The sequence below is a fragment of the Shimia sp. FJ5 genome (assembly GCF_032918335.1).
Classification (GTDB): Bacteria; Pseudomonadota; Alphaproteobacteria; order Rhodobacterales; family Rhodobacteraceae; genus Shimia; species Shimia aestuarii_A.
Genome location: NZ_JAWJUV010000001.1, coordinates 1,001,404 through 1,019,679 on the forward strand (window position 1 = coordinate 1,001,404; position 18,276 = coordinate 1,019,679).

The 18,276-nt window shown below is 61.8% G+C and carries 12 protein-coding genes and 1 tRNA gene; 7 read left to right on the forward strand and 6 right to left on the reverse strand.

Going from position 1 to position 18,276, the window contains the following annotated elements:
• Complete coding sequence (locus R1W01_RS05060) at positions 1-1,476, forward strand: carboxypeptidase M32 (RefSeq protein WP_297759139.1); 1,476 nt, start codon at positions 1-3, stop codon at positions 1,474-1,476.
• A 5-nt stretch (positions 1,477-1,481) separates the two neighbouring features.
• Here the strand turns inward: R1W01_RS05060 and R1W01_RS05065 are convergent, their stop codons facing one another.
• The 3 genes from R1W01_RS05065 to R1W01_RS05075 all read right to left on the reverse strand — a co-directional run bounded on the left by R1W01_RS05065 (position 1,482) and on the right by R1W01_RS05075 (position 6,048).
• Entirely contained in the window at positions 1,482-2,015 is a 534-nt protein-coding gene (locus tag R1W01_RS05065) for a hypothetical protein (RefSeq protein ID WP_243612871.1), read from the reverse strand.
• Between the two features lie 259 nt (positions 2,016-2,274).
• Positions 2,275-5,007 carry a DNA gyrase subunit A gene (gene gyrA / locus R1W01_RS05070; protein WP_297759134.1) on the reverse strand — a complete coding sequence of 911 codons (2,733 nt, stop codon included), beginning with the start codon at positions 5,005-5,007 and terminating at the stop codon, positions 2,275-2,277.
• 99 nt (positions 5,008-5,106) lie between these two features.
• A complete protein-coding gene (locus R1W01_RS05075) occupies positions 5,107-6,048 on the reverse strand; it encodes a radical SAM protein (RefSeq protein ID WP_297759130.1) in 942 nt (313 codons plus the stop codon).
• Positions 6,049-6,218: 170 nt separating this feature from the next.
• Here R1W01_RS05075 and zwf point away from each other — a divergent pair, with 170 nt between their 5' ends.
• Genes zwf through pgi form a run of 3 tightly spaced genes read left to right on the forward strand, consistent with a single transcriptional unit; the run spans position 6,219 to position 9,973 of the window.
• Positions 6,219-7,664 (forward strand): glucose-6-phosphate dehydrogenase, encoded by a 1,446-nt coding sequence (gene zwf / locus R1W01_RS05080; protein ID WP_243612867.1) that lies wholly within the window; start codon positions 6,219-6,221, stop codon positions 7,662-7,664.
• Positions 7,661-8,332, forward strand: a complete 672-nt coding sequence (gene pgl / locus R1W01_RS05085) for a 6-phosphogluconolactonase (protein WP_243612866.1) — start codon at positions 7,661-7,663, stop codon at positions 8,330-8,332. The genes zwf and pgl overlap by 4 nt, the downstream gene beginning before the upstream one ends.
• A gap of 18 nt (positions 8,333-8,350) precedes the next feature.
• Positions 8,351-9,973 (forward strand): glucose-6-phosphate isomerase, encoded by a 1,623-nt coding sequence (pgi, locus tag R1W01_RS05090; RefSeq protein ID WP_297759125.1) that lies wholly within the window; start codon positions 8,351-8,353, stop codon positions 9,971-9,973.
• 8 nt (positions 9,974-9,981) lie between these two features.
• Here the strand turns inward: pgi and R1W01_RS05095 are convergent.
• Together R1W01_RS05095 and R1W01_RS05100 are read right to left on the reverse strand one after the other, a co-directional pair.
• Positions 9,982-10,055: transfer RNA gene (locus R1W01_RS05095), tRNA-Gly, on the reverse strand.
• 106 nt (positions 10,056-10,161) lie between these two features.
• Positions 10,162-12,213 (reverse strand): ASKHA domain-containing protein, encoded by a 2,052-nt coding sequence (locus R1W01_RS05100; protein WP_243612898.1) that lies wholly within the window; start codon positions 12,211-12,213, stop codon positions 10,162-10,164.
• A 246-nt stretch (positions 12,214-12,459) separates the two neighbouring features.
• Here R1W01_RS05100 and guaB point away from each other — a divergent pair, with 246 nt between their 5' ends.
• From guaB to R1W01_RS05115, 3 genes are all read left to right on the forward strand, one after another.
• Positions 12,460-13,908, forward strand: coding sequence for an IMP dehydrogenase (gene guaB, locus R1W01_RS05105; RefSeq protein WP_243612864.1), 1,449 nt, complete (start codon positions 12,460-12,462; stop codon positions 13,906-13,908).
• A complete protein-coding gene (locus tag R1W01_RS05110) occupies positions 13,908-15,062 on the forward strand; it encodes an RsmB/NOP family class I SAM-dependent RNA methyltransferase (RefSeq protein ID WP_297759122.1) in 1,155 nt (384 codons plus the stop codon). Before guaB ends, R1W01_RS05110 begins: the two co-directional genes overlap by 1 nt.
• Before the next feature lie 99 nt (positions 15,063-15,161).
• A complete protein-coding gene (locus R1W01_RS05115) occupies positions 15,162-17,534 on the forward strand; it encodes an ATP-binding protein (protein ID WP_297759119.1) in 2,373 nt (790 codons plus the stop codon).
• On the opposite strand, the gene R1W01_RS05120 is transcribed toward R1W01_RS05115, so the two are convergent.
• Positions 17,516-18,112, reverse strand: a complete 597-nt coding sequence (locus R1W01_RS05120; protein WP_243612861.1) for a gamma-glutamyl kinase — start codon at positions 18,110-18,112, stop codon at positions 17,516-17,518. The two genes, R1W01_RS05115 and R1W01_RS05120, sit on opposite strands and share 19 nt — an antisense overlap.
• Between the last annotated feature and the right edge of the window lie 164 nt (positions 18,113-18,276).

Here is an 18,276-nt window from a genome sequence, read left to right on the forward strand (position 1 = left end):
ATGACTGCATATGATGAGTTGATGGCGTTCCAACAGCAGACCGAGGCGTTGGGGCAGGTGGCCGGTCGGCTCGGTTGGGATCAGGAAACCATGATGGCGCGCGGCTCGGCCGGGCAGCGGGCCGAAGAAATGGCGGCGATGCAGAGCGTGTTGCACGCCCGGCGCACCGATCCGCGCCTTGGCGCGTGGCTCGGTCAGATCGAAGACGCAACGCTTGATGCGGTTGGTCAGGCGCAGATGCGCCATATCCGCAAATCCTATGACCGCGCGCGCAAGGTGCCGGCGGCGCTCGCGACTGAGATCGCGCGGGTCACGAGTCGGGCACAGGGGCAATGGGCCGAAGCGCGCGCCGCAGAGGATGTGGCGGCGTTCCTGCCGGTTCTGAAAGAGGTTGTGCGGCTCAAGCGTGAGGAAGGGCAGGCGCTCGCAGATGGCGGCGATGTCTATGACGCGATGATCGACGACTATGAGCCGGAGATGAAGGCGGCCACGTTGCAGGCAATGTTCGACGCCATGCGCCCGCGTCTCGTTGCATTGCGGGCGGCGGTGCTCGAGAAGGGGCCGGGACCAAAGCTTCGCGGTGCTTTTCCAGAAGACGCCCAGATGGCGTTGACCCGCCGCCTTGCCGAGCAATTCGGTTATGACCTGAACATGGGGCGGATCGACAAGGCGGTGCATCCGTTCTCTTCCGGCTCTGGCCATGACGTGCGCATCACCACCCGCACCAGCGCGGACGATCCGTTCAACTGTTTCTACTCGACGATCCATGAAGTCGGTCATGCCTGCTATGAGCAGGGGATTGATGATGCCTATGCGCTGACGCCGCTTGGGCAGGGGGTCTCGATGGGGGTACATGAGAGCCAAAGCCGCATTTACGAGAACCAGCTTGGTCGCAGCCGCGCCTTTACCGGCTGGCTTTTTGACGAGATGCGTGCGGTGTTTGGCGATATTGGTGTTGCGGATGCCGATGCCTTCTGTCGGGCGGTCAACGCGGTGCATCGCGGCTATATCCGCACCGAGGCCGACGAGGTGCAATATAACCTGCATGTTATGCTGCGCTTCGACCTGGAGCGTGGGCTGATGGGCGGCGATCTTGAGGTGGACGATCTCGAAGCGGCGTGGAATGACCGGTTTGAAGCGGATTTCGGCTATCGCGTCGATAAGCCCTCAAACGGGGTCTTGCAGGATGTGCATTGGTCGGTGGGCCTTTTCGGGTATTTCCCGACCTACAGCCTTGGCAATGTCTACGCGGGCTGCCTGCATGAGGCGCTGCGGCGGGACGTGCCGGACCTTGATGCGCGTCTGGCCAAGGGGGATACCGGGGCTGCGACGGCGTGGCTGCGCGAGAATGTACAGCGGCACGGTGGGCTGAAGACCCCGGCGCAAACCATCGAAGACGCCAGCGGTATGGTCCCGTCGCCAGAGCCGCTCTTGTCTTATCTTGAGACGAAATTCACCGCGCTTTACGGCCTCTGACCGGATCAGGCGAAGATATTGACGATATCGTCGTCCTGCGCCGTCTTCTGCGGCGCGGGCGTTTTGGCTTTCTCGGGTTTCGGCTTGGGCGGCGTGGTCAACGGTGGGGTCTGCACACGTTCGGGCAGACCATCGGGCCGCAGCCGGCCAAGCGGATCGCCCGCCTCGAGTCGGCGCACATGTTTCTTGCGACGCACAATGGAAGAGGCGCGCAATTCCCGGTTGGTGAGGTGGATCAGACTTTGCATCAATGCGCAGAGCACCACCACATCCTGCCACATGGTCCCGAGATCGGGGGATTGGGCGAAGATGAAATTCTCCATGAAGCTTGAGCCGACATGGATGATCGCAAGCGCCAGAATGGTGATCCGGAGCCATATCCCCGCCATCATCGCATAGGCGAGAAGGAACAGCATCGCCGTGCCGGCCATCGTCGCCCATGTGAGGGGCATGAATTGCGCAAAGATCGGCACAAGGTCGGGGCCGGGGGCAATGCCGACGCTCGCCGCCATCAGATAAGAGGCCACCAGCACACGCATCAAGCGATCCTTGATCTGAAACGAGGGTTTATTCGCCTGGGCGCGCATGTGCATAGTCTGTCTTTCCGGCCGATCCTTTGGTGCGAGACAAGCCCCGGTGCGAGAGGGCGTGGAACTCCACCCTCTGTTCCATCACGCAAATGTGGGCGGAATGGGGCCAAAATGCGAAAAGATCTCTGAAAATTCTCCGGAAAACGAAAAAAGCGGCCACAACGATGTGACCGCTTTTTCCAATGTCTCTGTCGGCCGGATGCGGCGATCAGCTTTCTGCGTCGCCATCCTCGTCGTCGCCCTGTTCCGCGATCCAAGCCACCGAGACGACTTCTTCGCCCTTGCTGGTGTTGAAGACGCGCACGCCGCCAGCCGAGCGCGAGCGGAAGGAGATGCCTTCGACGGGAACGCGGATTGATTGGCCGGTGGAGGTTGCAAGCATGATCTGGTCGACAAGCTCGACCGGGAAGGACGCCACGAGGACGCCGCCGCGCATCGCCTTATCCATCGCCGCCACACCTTGGCCACCACGGCCGCGAACCGGGTAGTCATGGCTCGACGAGAGCTTGCCCGCGCCGCCGGATGTGATGGTCAGGATCAGGTTCTCTGCGGCAGACATTTCGGCATAGCGTTCCGGGCTGATCGCGCCCTCGACGGCGATATCATCCTCGTCGCCTTCGTCCTCTGTTACACCGGCCACGGCGCGGCGCATCTTGAGGTAGGCGGCGCGTTCATCCGCGCTCGCCTCGAAGTGACGGATCACCGACATGGAAACCACGCGATCCTCTTCGGCAAGGCGAATCCCGCGTACACCGGTCGAATCGCGGCCCTTGAAGACGCGCACTTCGGTTGTCGGGAAGCGGATTGCGCGGCCCGATTGCGTCACCAGCATCACATCATCGTCTTCGCTACAGATCCGCGCGTTCACGAGCTCGATCCCCTCGGGGAGCTTCATCGCGATCTTGCCGTTGCGCATGACGTTGGTGAAATCCGACAGTGCGTTTCGGCGCACGTTGCCCGCCGAGGTGGCGAACACGATTTGCAGGTCAGACCAGTCATCTTCCGGCACATCCACGGGCATGATCGCAGCGATGGAGACGCCCTGTGGGATCGGCAGGATATTTACGATCGCCTTGCCCTTGGAGGTTCGCCCGCCGAGCGGCAGGCGCCAAGTCTTGAGCTTGTAGACCATGCCCTCGGTGGTGAAGAAGAGGAGCTGGGTATGGGTGTTGGCGACAAATAGCGTCGTCACAACATCATCATCCTTGAGCGTGCCGCCCGAGAGCCCCTTGCCGCCGCGTTTCTGGGCGCGGAAATCGGCGAGCGGGGTGCGCTTGATATAGCCGCCGGAGGTCACGGTCACGACCATATCCTCGCGCTCGATCAGGTCTTCGTCTTCCATGTCGCCAGACCAGTCGACGATCTCGGTGCGACGCGGCACGGCGAATTGAGTTTTCACCTCACGAAGTTCATCGGCAATCAGCCCCATGATCCGTTCGCGAGACCCGAGAATCTCAAGGTATTCCTTGATCTTACCTGCCAGTTCTTCAAGTTCGTCCGTGACCTCCTTGACGCCGATCTGGGTCAGGCGTTGCAGGCGCAGTTCGAGGATCGCGCGGGCCTGCGTCTCGGAGAGGTTATAGGTGCCGTCGTCGTTCATCGTATGGGTCGGATCGTCGATGAGACGGATATAGGCGGCGATATCTGCCGCCGGCCAGCGCCGGGTCATCAGCTTTTGGCGCGCTTCTGCGGCGTCCGCCGAAGAACGGATCGTGGCAACGACCTCGTCGACGTTGGAAACCGCGACGGCGAGACCACAGAGCACATGGCTGCGTTCGCGCGCCTTGCGCAGGTCATAGGCGGTGCGCCGGGCGACGACATCCTCGCGGAAGTCGATGAAGGAGGTAAGGAAGCGGCGCAGCGTGAGCTGTTCCGGGCGGCCACCGTTGAGCGCCAGCATGTTGCAGCCAAAGGAGGTCTGCATCGGCGTGAAGCGGAACAACTGGTTCAGAACCACATCCGGCGTGGCATCGCGTTTGAGTTCGACCACCACGCGCACGCCGACACGGTCGGATTCATCCTGCACATGGGCGACGCCCTCGATCTTTTTGTCGCGCACCTGTTCGGCGATCTTTTCGATCATCGCGGCCTTGTTCACCTGATAGGGGATCTCGTCGATGACGATGGCGTAGCGATCCTTGCGGATTTCCTCGACATGGGTCTTGGAGCGGATGATGACGCTTCCGCGCCCCTCGAGGTACGCCTTACGCGCACCGGAGCGGCCAAGGAGAATCCCACCGGTTGGGAAATCAGGCCCCGGGATATACTCGATCAGGTCTTCGCTCGTCAGGTCCGGCTCTTCGATCAGGGCCAGCGTTGCGTCACAGACTTCGCCAAGGTTATGCGGCGGGATATTCGTTGCCATGCCGACGGCGATACCGCCCGCGCCATTGACGAGCATATTGGGGAAACGCGCCGGAAGGACCGTCGGTTCACGGTCCTTGCCGTCATAGTTGTCCTGAAAATCGACGGTGTCCTTGTCGATATCGGCCAGAAGAAAGGCCGAGGGCTTGTCCATGCGGACCTCGGTGTAGCGCATGGCAGCGGCGTTGTCGCCGTCCATGGAGCCGAAGTTGCCCTGACCGTCGAGAAGCGGCAGCGACATGGAGAAATCCTGCGCCATGCGCACAAGGGCGTCGTAGATCGCGCTGTCGCCATGGGGGTGGTATTTACCCATGACATCGCCGACCGGGCGGGCCGATTTGCGATAGGGTTTGTCATGCGCGTTATTGGTCTCGTGCATGGCGTAAAGGATGCGCCGGTGCACCGGTTTCAGACCGTCGCGGAGGTCGGGAATCGCACGGCTCACGATCACGCTCATGGCGTAGTCGAGATACGAACTGCGCATTTCCTCCTCGATCGTGATCGAGGGGCCATCATGCGGCATGTACGCGTGGCCGGTTTCTTCTTCGTTTTCAGGGGTTTCCGGTGTATCGCTCACGTAACGGCTCGCTTCTGTCTGGCGCTCTTCATATTGTTGTCATGCTTATAGCAGCCACCAGATTTCGGGGCAAGCTACAGCCGGACAAACAGCGCAGCGTCAGGCGGAACAGCTGGCGCCACCAAGGACGCAGAATTTGGCGCAATGGGGGTGGTTGAGTTGCACGGGTGCTTCGGCCTCTTCAAGCGTCCGTCCCATTTCGAACTCTGGCTCATAAGGCAGGAGCGTGCAGGCAATGACCGCAGGGGACGCCGCGCCCTTGCGTTTGACGACCATACGTGACGAGGCGCACATGACGTCTTCCGGCGCTTTGCCAAGGATGCCCCAGCAGGCTGTAGTAATCTCGGGCACCTCGACGCTTTCATCCATTTCAGGGAAAAGCACCGTTTCACCGGGGTGCATCGCGTCAATTGCGAAACCGTGCTCTGCAAAAAGACGGCCATAGGCAGCCCGCGACTCGGCCTCACTTTCTTCCCAGATCGTGCGGCCAGCCACGGTCATGCGCAGCCCGTTGTCGCGCAGCCAGTACATGCCCTCAAGCGTGCGCTTGAACCCGCCAACGCCGCGCACCGCGTCGTGGTTTTCCTCGCTCCAGTGATCCAGCGAAATTCGCAGCGTGAGCTTGTCGCCGAAATCTTTGTGCAGCTCGAGAAGGCCCGCTTTCACATGCGGGCGCATCATCGGCAGCATGGCATTGGTCAGGATCAACACGTCATAGCCCCGTTCGAGCGCCATGCGCGCCATGTCGATCATGTCGGGGTTCATGAAGGGCTCGCCGCCGGTAAAGCCGATTTCGCGCACTTTCCAGTCGCGCTCTTCCAGTTCGTCAAGATAGGGGCGCATCTCGTCGCTGCGCAGATACACCAGCGCGTCATTGGTCGGTGACGAGAGAATATAGCAGTTCTCGCATTCGATATTGCAGAGCGTGCCGGTATTGAACCAGAGCGTCTCGGGGCGGCTTAGGGGGACATGTGCGCGGGTGTCTCCATCCGCCGTGACATGGGGATCCGCGAATTTTCCGAGGTTTGCTTGGTCTTTCATCGTGCCTACCTTTCCTCACTCACAATAGTGCTAGCAACCAAGCATTGGCGTTGAAACAGGTTTCCCCATCAGTGACATAGTTGTGATGCAGCATAAGGCTGTTAGAGTTGAAGAACACGCCAAAGCCGCGCCTGAGCGTTGCTGCGGACTGCACAGGATGAAATGGATTCATGGCCCCACGCACTGTCCCGGTAGAGGTTTTCGACCTTGTCATCTTTGGTGGCACAGGCGATTTGGCGCGGCGCAAGATCCTTCCGGCGCTGTTCAAACGCTTTTGTGCCGGACAGATGCCGGGCGAATCGCGCCTGATTGGTGCGTCGCGGAGCGCGTTGAGCCGCGAGGAGTATCTCGAGGTGGTGCGCGTCGCACTCAAGGAGGCGGGCGTTGCGCGCGGCGGTCGAACGCTCGAGGGGTTCCTTGATCGGATCGACTATGTCGCGCTTGATGCGCGCGGAGAGACAGGCTGGCAGCCACTTAAGGAAAAGATGGTGCCGGGGCGTGTGCGGGCCTTCTATTTCTCGGTGGGGCCGAGCCTTTTTGCCGACCTCGCCGCCAATCTCAAGACGCATGGGCTCGCGGATGAGCATTCACGGATCGTGGTCGAGAAGCCCTTTGGCCATGACCTCGAGACAGCGCGGGCGCTCAACGCGGTGCTGACCCGGCATTTCGGCGAAAGCCAGATCTACCGGATCGACCACTACCTCGGCAAGGAAACGGTCCAGAACCTGATGGCGGTGCGATTTGGCAATATGCTTTTCGAGCCGCTTTGGAACGCGCAATATATCGACCATATCCAGATCACCGTGGCCGAGACGGTCGGGGTTGGTGGCCGCGCGGCCTATTACGAGAACGCGGGCGCGATGCGCGATATGATGCAGAACCACATGATGCAGCTTCTCTGTCTCATCGCGATGGAGCCGCCTGCGAAATTCGACCCCGACGCCGTGCGCGACGAAAAGCTCAAGGTGATCCGCGCGCTCGACCCGGTAGAGCCACACCATATCGTGCGCGGGCAGTATACGGCTGCCGATGGTGTGCCGGGCTACCGCGAAGATGTTGAGAATGAACGCTCCAAGACCGAGAGTTTCATCGCCTTGAAATGCCATGTGAGCAATTGGCGATGGGCGGGGACGCCGTTCTACCTGCGCACGGGCAAGCGCCTCAAGACGCGCTCTTCCGAAATCACCGTGGTGTTCAAAGACGCGCCGCATTCGATTTTTGGCCCCGATGCCGGGCGGCACAATAACGAGCTTACGATCCAGCTTCAGCCCAATGAGGGTATCACCCTTGATGTGACCATCAAAGAGCCGGGGCCGGGGGGCATGCGCCTGATTGACGTACCGCTCGACATGAGCTTTGCCGAGGCGCTTGGGGATGGGGCCGATGCGCCGGATGCCTATGAACGGCTGATCCTCGATGTGATCCGGGGCAATCAGACGCTCTTCATGCGCAATGACGAGGTTGAAGCGGCTTGGGCCTGGACCGATCCGATCATCCGCGGCTGGGAATCGCGCGGTGACGTGCCGAAACCCTATGACGCCTTTACCACAGGGCCGGATGGCGCGGTGCAACTCACGCGGCGGGATCGGCGCGAATGGCGGGGGATCCATCCATGAAGATCACACCCTATTCCGACCGCGATATGATGGCGATCGACGTTGCCAACCAGATCGCAGATGAACTTGCCGAGGCGCTTCACCATGAAAAGCGGGTCTGCCTTGCTGTGCCGGGCGGGACGACGCCGGGGCCTGTTTTTGATGCGCTCTGTGCGGCAGATATCGACTGGGCGCGGGTCGACGTGGTGCCAACGGATGAGCGTTGGGTGGAGGAAGACAGCCCGCGCTCCAATGCGCGCCTGATCAAGGATCGGCTTCTTGTGGATCGTGCGGCGAAGGCCCGGTTCCTGCCGCTCTATACCCCGGCGCATGAACCAGAAGAGGTTCTGGCCGAGTTGGAATCAATGATCGCGCCGGAACTGCCGCTTGCCGTCGCCATTCTGGGGATGGGGGATGATATGCATACGGCATCGCTTTTTCCCGGCGCGGACGGGCTGGAAGAGGCGCTTGCGGCCAAGGCGCCGATCCTTGTGCCGATCCGTCGTGCAGACCTTGAGGAAACGCGCTTGTCGCTTTCGGCGCGGATTCTTGATGGGGCGCTTTCCAAACATGTCTTGATCACCGGGGCACAAAAACGCAACGCGATCGAGGCGGCACGGCATTTGCCGCCGCAAGAGGCACCGATCCGGGTCATCTTGCAGGATGCGAAGATACACTGGTCAGAATAAGGTTTGTAAAACAAAGATATGTGGGCAAAACTTCAAGCATTGCACGGCAAGGTCAAGACACGCTCGATCTCTGAAGTGTTGTTCGCAGACCCGACGCGGGCAGAGGCGTTCTCCCTTGATGTGGACGGGCTGCACTTTGATTTCTCCAAGACGAACCTTGATGTAGAATGTCTTGCAACGCTCCTGAAGCTCGCGGAAGAGGCAGGTGTGGTGGCGCGGCGCGAGGCGATGATGAGTGGTGTCCGCATCAACCGCACGGAGGATCGGGCAGTGTTGCACACCGCGTTGCGGGCCATGGCGGCAGGTGCACCGGACGGCGCGATCCTGCTTGAGGATCACGACGTCATCGCCGAGGCGCGGGCAACGCATGACCGGCTTGTCCGGTTCGTGAACGCCGTGCGGAGCGGGGAGTGGCCCGGAGGAGGCACGCGGATCACCGATGTGGTCAATATCGGTATCGGTGGCTCAGACCTTGGCCCGGCCATGGTGGCGCAGGCGCTTGCGCCCTATGCGGATGGGCCGCGGTGTCATTTCGTGTCGAACGTGGATGGCGCCGATATCCATGACACATTGCAACCGCTTGATCCCGAAACAACCCTTGTGATCGTCGCCTCCAAGACCTTTACGACGCTCGAGACGATGATGAATGCGCGCACGGCGCTGCGCTGGATGGCGGCAGGCTGTGACGCGCCGCTGGATCGGTTTGTGGCGCTTTCGACCGCATTGGACGAGACGAAACGCTTTGGAATCAAAGACGAAAACGTCTTTGGCTTTGGCGAATACATCGGTGGACGCTATTCGGTCTGGAGCCCGATCGGGCTTGCTGTGATGTTGGCGGTGGGGGAAGAGGATTGGGAGGCATTCCTCAAGGGGGGGGCTGCGATGGATGCGCATTTCGCCTCTGCGCCCTTGGCGGAGAACCTGCCGGTCCTGCTCGCGCTGGTGGGGCTTTGGCATCAGAAATTCTGTTGCTATGCGACTCGCGCGGTGATTCCCTATGAGCAACGGTTGGCGCGGCTTCCGGCCTATCTTCAACAGCTTGAGATGGAATCGAACGGCAAGAGCGTCGGGACGGATGGCACCCCATTGCCGCATGGCGGTGGGCCGGTCGTCTGGGGTGAGCCGGGCACGAACGGACAGCACGCCTTTTTCCAATTGATCCATCAAGGCCGCGATATTGTGCCTTGCGAGTTTCTGCTTGGGGCCGAGGGGCACGAACCGGAGCTACAGGCGCATCATGATGCGCTGGTGGCAAATTGCCTTGCGCAGTCCGAGGCCCTGTTGCAGGGGCGGAGTTTGGAAGTGGCGCGTAAACAGTTGATGGATAAGGGAAAGAGTGAAGATGAGGCGGAGGCGCTCGCGCCGCACAAGGTCTTTTCAGGCAACCGCCCCTCGACCACGTTGCTCTATCCGAAACTGACCCCGTTTGTCCTTGGCCAGATCATCGCGCTTTATGAGCATCGGGTGTTTGTCGAGGGCGTGATCCTTGGTCTCAACCCCTATGATCAATGGGGTGTCGAGCTTGGCAAAGAGCTTGCAGGCGGGCTGATCCCGGCGGTTGAGGGCGGGGCGCTGCCGCAAGGGGCGAGCGGGTCCACAGCGGCGCTGTTGGACTATATCCGGACCTGTCGAAAAGGCTAGGGAAGCGATGGAGCGGGTAACGGGAATCGAACCCGTAACTTAAGCTTGGGAAGCTCGCGTGATACCTTTTCACCATACCCGCGCTCGACCGCTGAGGTAGTCAAACCGCCGGGGCGCGTCAAGCGAAATGGACGAAAAACCAACGTCGGTATCACGTCGGTATTGCGTCCGTATCGCGGTGGTGCGCCTTAGCCCCGGCGCCGCCGACGACGCCCGCCGCCTTCACCGCCGCCGCCCGTATTGAAGTCGAGATCGGCGAGGGTCACCACCTTGGCCAGCTCCGGGAAGGGATCGGTGGCATGCGGGATGGCGTTGGCGTTGACGAAATGCTCTTGGAATTTTGGCTCGATCGCGGTCTCGACCTTGGTGATCTTGCGCACCGTGGTCTCGATCTCGCGCCGCGCGCCGACATTGCAGAGCGCGATCCGCGCGCCGGTGCCCGCAGCGTTGCCCGCCGAGGTCACCTTGTCGAGCGGCGCATCGGGGATCATGCCAAGCACCATGGCGTGTTTGGTCGAGATATGTGCGCCGAACGCGCCGGCGAGGACCACGCGGTCGACCTTATCCACGCCCATCTCGTCCATCAGGAGGCGCGCGCCAGCGTAAAGCGCGGATTTGGCAAGTTGAATGGCGCGGATATCGCCTTGGGTCACCATGATCTTGGGGCCGCCTTCGGCGGTGCCGTCATGGATCAGGTAGGCATGGGTGCGCCCCTCGGGGACGGATCGCTCGGTGCCGGTCTGCGCGGCAGACCCGATGAGGCCGCGCGAGTCGAGAAGCCCGGCCATTCGCATTTCGGCGACGGCCTCGATGATGCCAGAGCCACAGATTCCGGTGATGCCGGTGGTGGCGATGGCGAGGTCAAAGCCGTCCTCGTCCGACCAGAGGTCAGAGCCGATGACGCGGAAGCGGGGTTCCTTGGTCTCGGGGTTGATTTCAATCCGCTCGATGGCGCCGGGGGCGGCGCGCTGGCCTGAGGAGATTTGTGCGCCCTCGAAAGCCGGGCCAGTGGGCGAGGAGCAGGCAAGGACGCGGCTCTTGTTGCCAAGTTGAATTTCCGCGTTGGTGCCGACATCGACGACAAGCACGAGGTCTTCGGATTTGTCCGGCGCTTCGGCAAGCGTCACGGCGGCGGCGTCGGCCCCGACATGGCCCGCGATGCAGGGCAGGACATAGACCTGTGCGTTGGGGTTCATCGCGGTGAGGTCAAGGTCGCGGGCGGGCAGGGACATCGATTCCGAGGTCACCAGCGCAAAGGGCGCCTGGCCAAGCTCGACCGGGTTCATCCCCATGAGAAGGTGATGCATCACCGGGTTGCAGACAAAGACCGTTTCAAGGATCTGGAACGGTCGGATGCCGGCCTCGGTGGCGATGGATTCCGTGAGGCCATTGATCGCGGTGCGCACGGCGGTGGTCATCTCGACCTCGCCGCCGGGGTTCATCATCGCGTAGGAAACCCGGCTCATCAGGTCTTCGCCAAAGCGAATCTGCGGGTTCATGACGCCGGATGAGACCTTGACCTCGCCGTTGCGCAGATCACAGAGATGCGCGGCGATGGTGGTCGAACCGAGGTCGATGGCGAGGCCATAGATACGGTCTTCGGTCAGACCGGGCCATATCTCGACCAGTTTCGGGATCTCGTCCTTATGGGATTGATGCAGCGCGACGGTCGCCGACCATTTGCCCCGGCGCAGCACTTCTTGCAGACGCGAGAGCAGGGTGAGGTCAGCGGAAATCTCTTCGATCTGCCATTGTTCGCGCAGCGCACGCTCGAGCCGTTCGAAATCGCCGGTGGGCTCGTGCATGTCGGGCTCATCAACCTCGACAAAATAGAGATGCGTCGCGGGATCCATGATGATTTCGCGCGCAGAGGCGGCCTTGCGCACGACCTGGCGGTGCACCTGGCTTTCGGGGGGCACGTCAATCACCACGTCGCCTTGCACCGTCGCCTGACATCCCAGACGCCGGCCCTTGGCGAGGCCGCGTTTGTCGTCATAGCGTTGTTCGACGGCGTTCCATTCCGAAAGTGCATCGTCCTTGACGGTCACGCCATGTTTGGAGAACTCGCCATAGGAGGGGGTGATCTGGCATTTGGAGCAGATGCCGCGACCGCCACACACGGAATCAAGATCGACCCCGAGCTGTCGCGCAGCGGTCAATACGGGCGTGCCGACCGGGAAATGTCCGCGTTTGCCCGAGGGGGTGAAGATCACGAGGGGATCGCTGCTCTGGTCGCTCATCGTCATGCTACCTGTTTTCCTTGTTCGCGCGCATGTCAGAATAACTGGCGTGGCGCGACGGGAAAGGCAAGGTGCGGCATGATCTTGTCCGCTTGCGGCACGTCTGCCTGTTCGGTGCACAATGTGGCGGCTGCGCGGGGCGTCAGAACCTGCTGGATTGCGGCGCGTGGTGAAATTGGGGGTTTCGCACGGGGTCCAGCCATGTAATAGGGAAGCGCCAAACGAGGTCATCCTAGGAGATGTGTGATGAAGATTCGTGAGGCCCTTACCTTTGACGATGTGCTTCTTGTTCCGGCGGCGTCCGAAGTGCTGCCGACGACGGCGGATACGCGGACGCGCGTGACCAAGAGCATCGCGCTCAATATCCCGCTTCTGAGTTCGGCCATGGATACGGTGACCGAGTCGCGCATGGCGATTGCCATGGCACAGGCGGGCGGCATGGGGGTGATCCACAAGAACCTCGACGCCGAGACGCAGGCGCGCGAAGTGCGGCGGGTCAAACGGTTTGAGTCCGGCATCGTCTACAACCCCGTGACCCTGCGCCGCGATCAGACCATTGGTGACGCCAAGGCCTTGGTGGAGCGGTATAACTTTACCGGTTTCCCGGTGGTCGACGAAAAGGGCCATGTGGTCGGCATCGTGACCAACCGCGACATGCGGTTTGCGACGTCGGACGAAATGCCGGTCAGCGCGGTGATGACCTCCGAAAACCTCGCCATGCTTCAGGAACCGGCGGACCGCGAAGAGGCTAAGAGCCTGATGCGTGCGCGTCGCATCGAGAAACTTCTGGTCACCGACGGCAAGGGCAAGCTCACCGGGCTATTGACGCTCAAGGACACGGAACAGGCGGTTCTGAACCCCACAGCCTGTAAGGATGATCTTGGGCGCTTGCGTGTCGCCGCGGCCTCGTCGGTTGGCGATAGCGGGTTCGCACGCTCCGAGCAGCTCGTCGATGCGGGCGTGGATATCGTTGTCGTCGACACGGCGCATGGCCATTCTGCGGGCGTCATCGAAGCGGTGAAACGGATCAAGGCGCAATCGAATGCCGTGCAGGTGATCGCGGGCAACGTGGCGACCGCAGAGGCCACCAAGGCGCTCATTGATGCGGGCGCGGATGCGGTCAAGGTCGGCATCGGGCCGGGCTCGATCTGTACCACGCGGATGGTGGCGGGCGTTGGAGTGCCACAGCTTACTGCGATCATGGATTGCGCCGGGGCGGCCGGTGACACGCCGGTGATCGCCGACGGCGGTATCAAGTTCTCGGGCGATTTTGCCAAGGCCATCGCGGCGGGCGCGTCCTGTGCCATGGTCGGCTCGATGATCGCGGGCACCGACGAAAGCCCGGGCGAGGTCATCCTTTATCAGGGCCGCTCGTTCAAATCCTATCGCGGCATGGGCAGCCTTGGTGCCATGGCGCGCGGCTCGGCGGATCGCTACTTTCAGAAAGACGCGGCGAGCGACAAGCTTGTGCCGGAAGGGATCGAAGGGCAAGTGCCTTATAAAGGCGCGGCGGGTGCGGTCATCCACCAACTTGTCGGCGGTCTGCGCGCAGCGATGGGCTATACCGGCAATGCCACCGTGGAAGACATGCGCAAGAACGCTCAGTTCGTGAAGATCACCGGCGCGGGCCTCAAGGAAAGCCACGTGCATGACGTGCAGATCACCCGCGAGAGCCCGAACTACCGGATCGGCTGATGACACCGGCGGCACGGGTTCAGACGGCGGCAGAGTGCCTTGACGAGATCCTCGCAGGGGCCCCTGCCGAGCAGGTTCTGACCCGTTGGGCGCGCGCGTCGCGCTTTGCCGGGTCCAAGGACCGGGCGGCCGTGCGCGATCATGTCTATGACGTGTTGCGGCAAAAATGGCGGGCGGCCAGCCTCGGTGGTGGTACCAGCGGACGCCAGTTAATGATCGGGCTGCTTCGCGCGAAAGGCGTGGACCCGGCGACTCTGTTTACCGGCGCGCCCTATGCCCCGGCACCGCTCGAAGGCGCAGAAATGATCTTCACTGCGGCCAGCGATGTGCCGGATTTGCCGGACTGGATCATCCCGCGCTTGGAAGCGGCGCTCGGAGAGGATTTCGCAGCCAATGCGGAGGCCATGCGCCATCGTGCCCCGGTCTTTCTGCGCGTGAACCTGCGCAAGACGACACCGCAAAAAGCCGCCATAGCATTGCAGAAAGACGGGATCGAGACCGTCACCTCGCCGCTGGCCGAGACCGCGCTCGAAGTCACGGAAGGCGCGCGGCGCGTGGCGCAAAGCGCGGCCTATCGCGACGGTCTGGTGGAATTGCAGGACGCATCGAGCCAAGCGGCGATTGCCGCGCTTTCCCTGTCGGATGGTGCGCGCGTGCTCGACTATTGCGCCGGGGGCGGGGGCAAGACGCTGGCCATGGCAGGGCGCTGTCAGGGCATGTTCTTTGCCCATGATATTGAGCCGCGGCGGATGCGCGACCTGCCAGACCGCGCCAAACGGGCCGGGGTGACTGTGGCCTGTCTTGAGGTGCCGGATGTGCGGGCCAAGGCGCCTTATGACCTCGTGTTCTGCGATGTGCCGTGTTCCGGGAGTGGCACATGGCGACGCACACCGGATTCGAAATGGCGGTTTTCCAAAGCCGATCTCGCGGCGCTTTTGCCGGTGCAGGCGGCGATCCTTCGGGAGGCAGCGGGGCTGGTGTCCGAGGGGGGGCGGCTCGTCTATGCGACCTGTTCGCTCTTGCCTGAAGAAAATAGCGCGCAGGTCGATGCCTTCCTTGCGGACCACCCGGATTGGCAGCTTGACCTCTCGCGACACTGGACGCTGGCCGATGGCTGTGACGGCTTCTTTGTTGCGCAGTTGCGTCGAGCGTGATTGTCGATCATAGATTTCAACTTTAAGTAGTTTTCAGCTTAATCCGGTGTTAATCTTTTCGCCTGATGCTTGGGCAAGGATTGGCATAGGAGGGCCGCGGTGGCGCTTACGGCACTGGACTCTGGTTGCGAGACGCAGGTCGTGCGTCGTGAAGTGCGTTCGGGATTGCTCTGGGGCCTGGCGGCGGCGCTGTTTCTCTGTGCAGCGCTCCTCGTCCATGACGAGTTGCGTTTGATCTTGGCGGTCGGTGGTCTTGTCATCCTTTGCGCCGGTGGGCTGAGTTGGGTCGTGGGGCGGTGGCGTCGTCGCACGGCACGGCTTCTGTCCGAGGCGCTTGGCGCGATGGTGGCGCTTGGCCCGCACCAACAATACCTAAGCAATCGCAGCGGTGACGTCCTCGCCGCGAACCGCGCTGGTACGACCTCGGCCAATGGGGCCGGGACGCTCGCGGCTTGCCTTGAGCGTGAGGTGGCCGATGCCGAGGCACTTGTCGCAACTCTTTTGCAACGCGCCGCGCAGGACGGCAGCGCGCAAGAGGCGATTCCGCGCCGTGATGGGCGGCTTGACCTTCATGTCACGCGGCTTCCCAAGGGGTATTTTCAATGGCAGATCGCGCGCGAGGTATCGCTTGCCGAGCGGGAAAGCGCCGGGGTGCCGCGCCTGCCGATGCTCACCGTAAGCGCCAAGGGTGCGATCCTGTTCATGAATGCCGCGGCGCGCGATGTGATCGGCGGGCGGCGCACCGCGCTGCGCGATGTTTTTGGCGACGATGGTCCACGGGTCGGCGAGATCAATACCGTGGTGACAGAACGCGGCGGCCAGCATTGCCTCGTGGCCGAATTCTCCATCGGGGCCGGACGCCGCGAGATCTATCTCTTGCCGACCGACGCGCCAACCCCGGCGGGCGGCGAGGCGCAGTTCGAGGGCCTTCCTGTGGCGCTGTTGAAGATCGCTGTTGATGGTCGGGTGCGCAGCGCCAACCGCGCGGCGCGCGACTTGGTGCACCTTCCGGCCGGTCGCGACACGGAGATTTCAACCCTGATGGAGGGGCTTGGTCGGTCGATCCAGGACTGGCTCGCCGAGGCGGCGGCGGGCCATGGCAAGCATCATTCGGAATTCCTGCGCCTGACGCGCAAGGACCGCGAGGTCTTTGTTCAGGTCAACCTGAGCCGCGCGGTCGAAGAGGGGGAGATCGTGCTCATCGCCGTCCTAAGCGACGCGACCGAGCTGAAATCACTCGAGGCGCAATTCGTCCAGAGCCAGAAAATGCAGGCCATCGGGCAGCTTGCCGGGGGGGTTGCGCATGATTTCAACAATCTGCTGACCGCGATTTCGGGGCATTGCGATCTTCTCTTGCTGCGACACGATCAGGGCGACCCGGACTACGGCGACCTTATGCAGATCAACCAGAACACCAACCGTGCGGCGGCGCTTGTCGGGCAGCTTCTGGCCTTTTCGAGAAAGCAGAACCTGCGCCCCGAGGTGCTTGACCTGCGCGACACGCTGGCCGATCTGACGCATCTGCTCAATCGGCTCGTGGGCGAGAAGGTCCGCCTTAGCCTCATTCACGACCCAAAGCTTGAAGCCGTGCGCGCCGACAAGCGCCAGCTTGAGCAGGTGTTGATGAACCTCGTGGTCAACGCGCGCGACGCCATGCCCGACGGCGGCGAGGTCACGATCCAGACCGAACGGCTGCGCCTGCGCGATCCGCTCGAACGCGACCGTGCCACGGTGCCGCCGGGGGACTATGTCTGTGTCCGGGTCAAGGATGAGGGCGTCGGCATCCCGCCCGACAAGCTTCAGAAGGTGTTCGAACCCTTCTTTACCACCAAGCGCACGGGCGAGGGGACTGGGCTTGGTCTGTCGACGGCCTATGGCATCGTGAAACAGACCGGCGGCTACATCTTTGTTGATAGCGAGGCGGGGGCGGGGACGTGCTTTACCCTGATCTTCCCCAAACATGACCTCTACGATGCTGCCATCCCGCAAAAACCAAGTGGGCAGGATACCCGGATCGCAGCGCCGAAGGGTGGTGTTGTGCTTTTGGTCGAGGACGAGGCCCCGGTGCGCAGCTTTGCCTCGCGTGCCTTGCGCCTGCGCGGGCTTACCGTGCTCGAGGCCGGGTCGGGCGAAGAGGCGCTGGAGCTGCTCGACGATCCCGATCTGGTGATCGATCTGTTTGTGTCGGACGTGGTCATGCCGGGCATGGACGGGCCAAGCTGGGTCGCCAAGGCGCGCAAGTCGCGGCCACACGTGAAGGTCGTTTTCATGTCGGGATATGCCGAGGAGAGCTTTGCCGACAAGCAGGCGCGAATCTCGCAGTCGGTCTTTCTGCCCAAGCCGTTCTCGCTCACCGACCTTACGAGCCTGGTGCTGGCGCAGTTGCCCGAGCCGGTGCCGGACACGCCACCGGACCTGCCACGACCCGCGCCGCCCGAGCCGATGCCGGAGACTCAGGAAATACTCTCGTAAAGTTCGAATTCCTCGGCGCATTTTCGGCGCAGCTTGGCCTCGACCTTGGGCGAAATCTCAAGCGCCATGCGCGGCGAGACGTTTTCCTGTCCGAGCGAGATCTTGGTGTTGAGGCGATCTTCGAGGAACCCGATGATCCGGTCCTGATCCTCGTAGCGGAACAGATGCGTGACCTTGGTGCCATTGGGGCGCGGTTCGAGGAATTTCGCTTGGCTGCCGACATTGGCAAAGGGGGGCTTGTCGCCCTTGCAATAGGCATCGACGAACTCGTCAAAGCTCTTGCCGAAGGTCGAATTGGCCTTCCCCTTGAGAAAATCGCGTTGGCGATAACGATACCAGCTCCCGAGCCAGCTTATCGGTTCGCGCATCACCGCCATGGTTTCCATGTTTTCCTCGCGACAGGCCTTCTCGAACATGGGGCGGAAAAACCGGTTATAGCGATAGACCGGCGCGTGCTTGAGTTCGGGGGGATTCGAGATCACCATCGCCGCCCGCGGCGCAAGCGCCTTTTCAATCGCTGTTGTTCCCGTCTTGGGAACCGACAGGAAGACGAGTTTCTCGTTCCAAAAGACAAGCATCTATACGCCTCAAATCACTCAATTATTCGTTTTTTCTGCTTGTAAACTACTCCTTAACCGGTTCCGGCAAAAGTTGTTTTGCATAAATTTCTATTGAAATGTTCTCCTTTTGATCTCATACAATGTGAGAACAAGGCAAGAACAAACGCGATCATTGCCGCCTT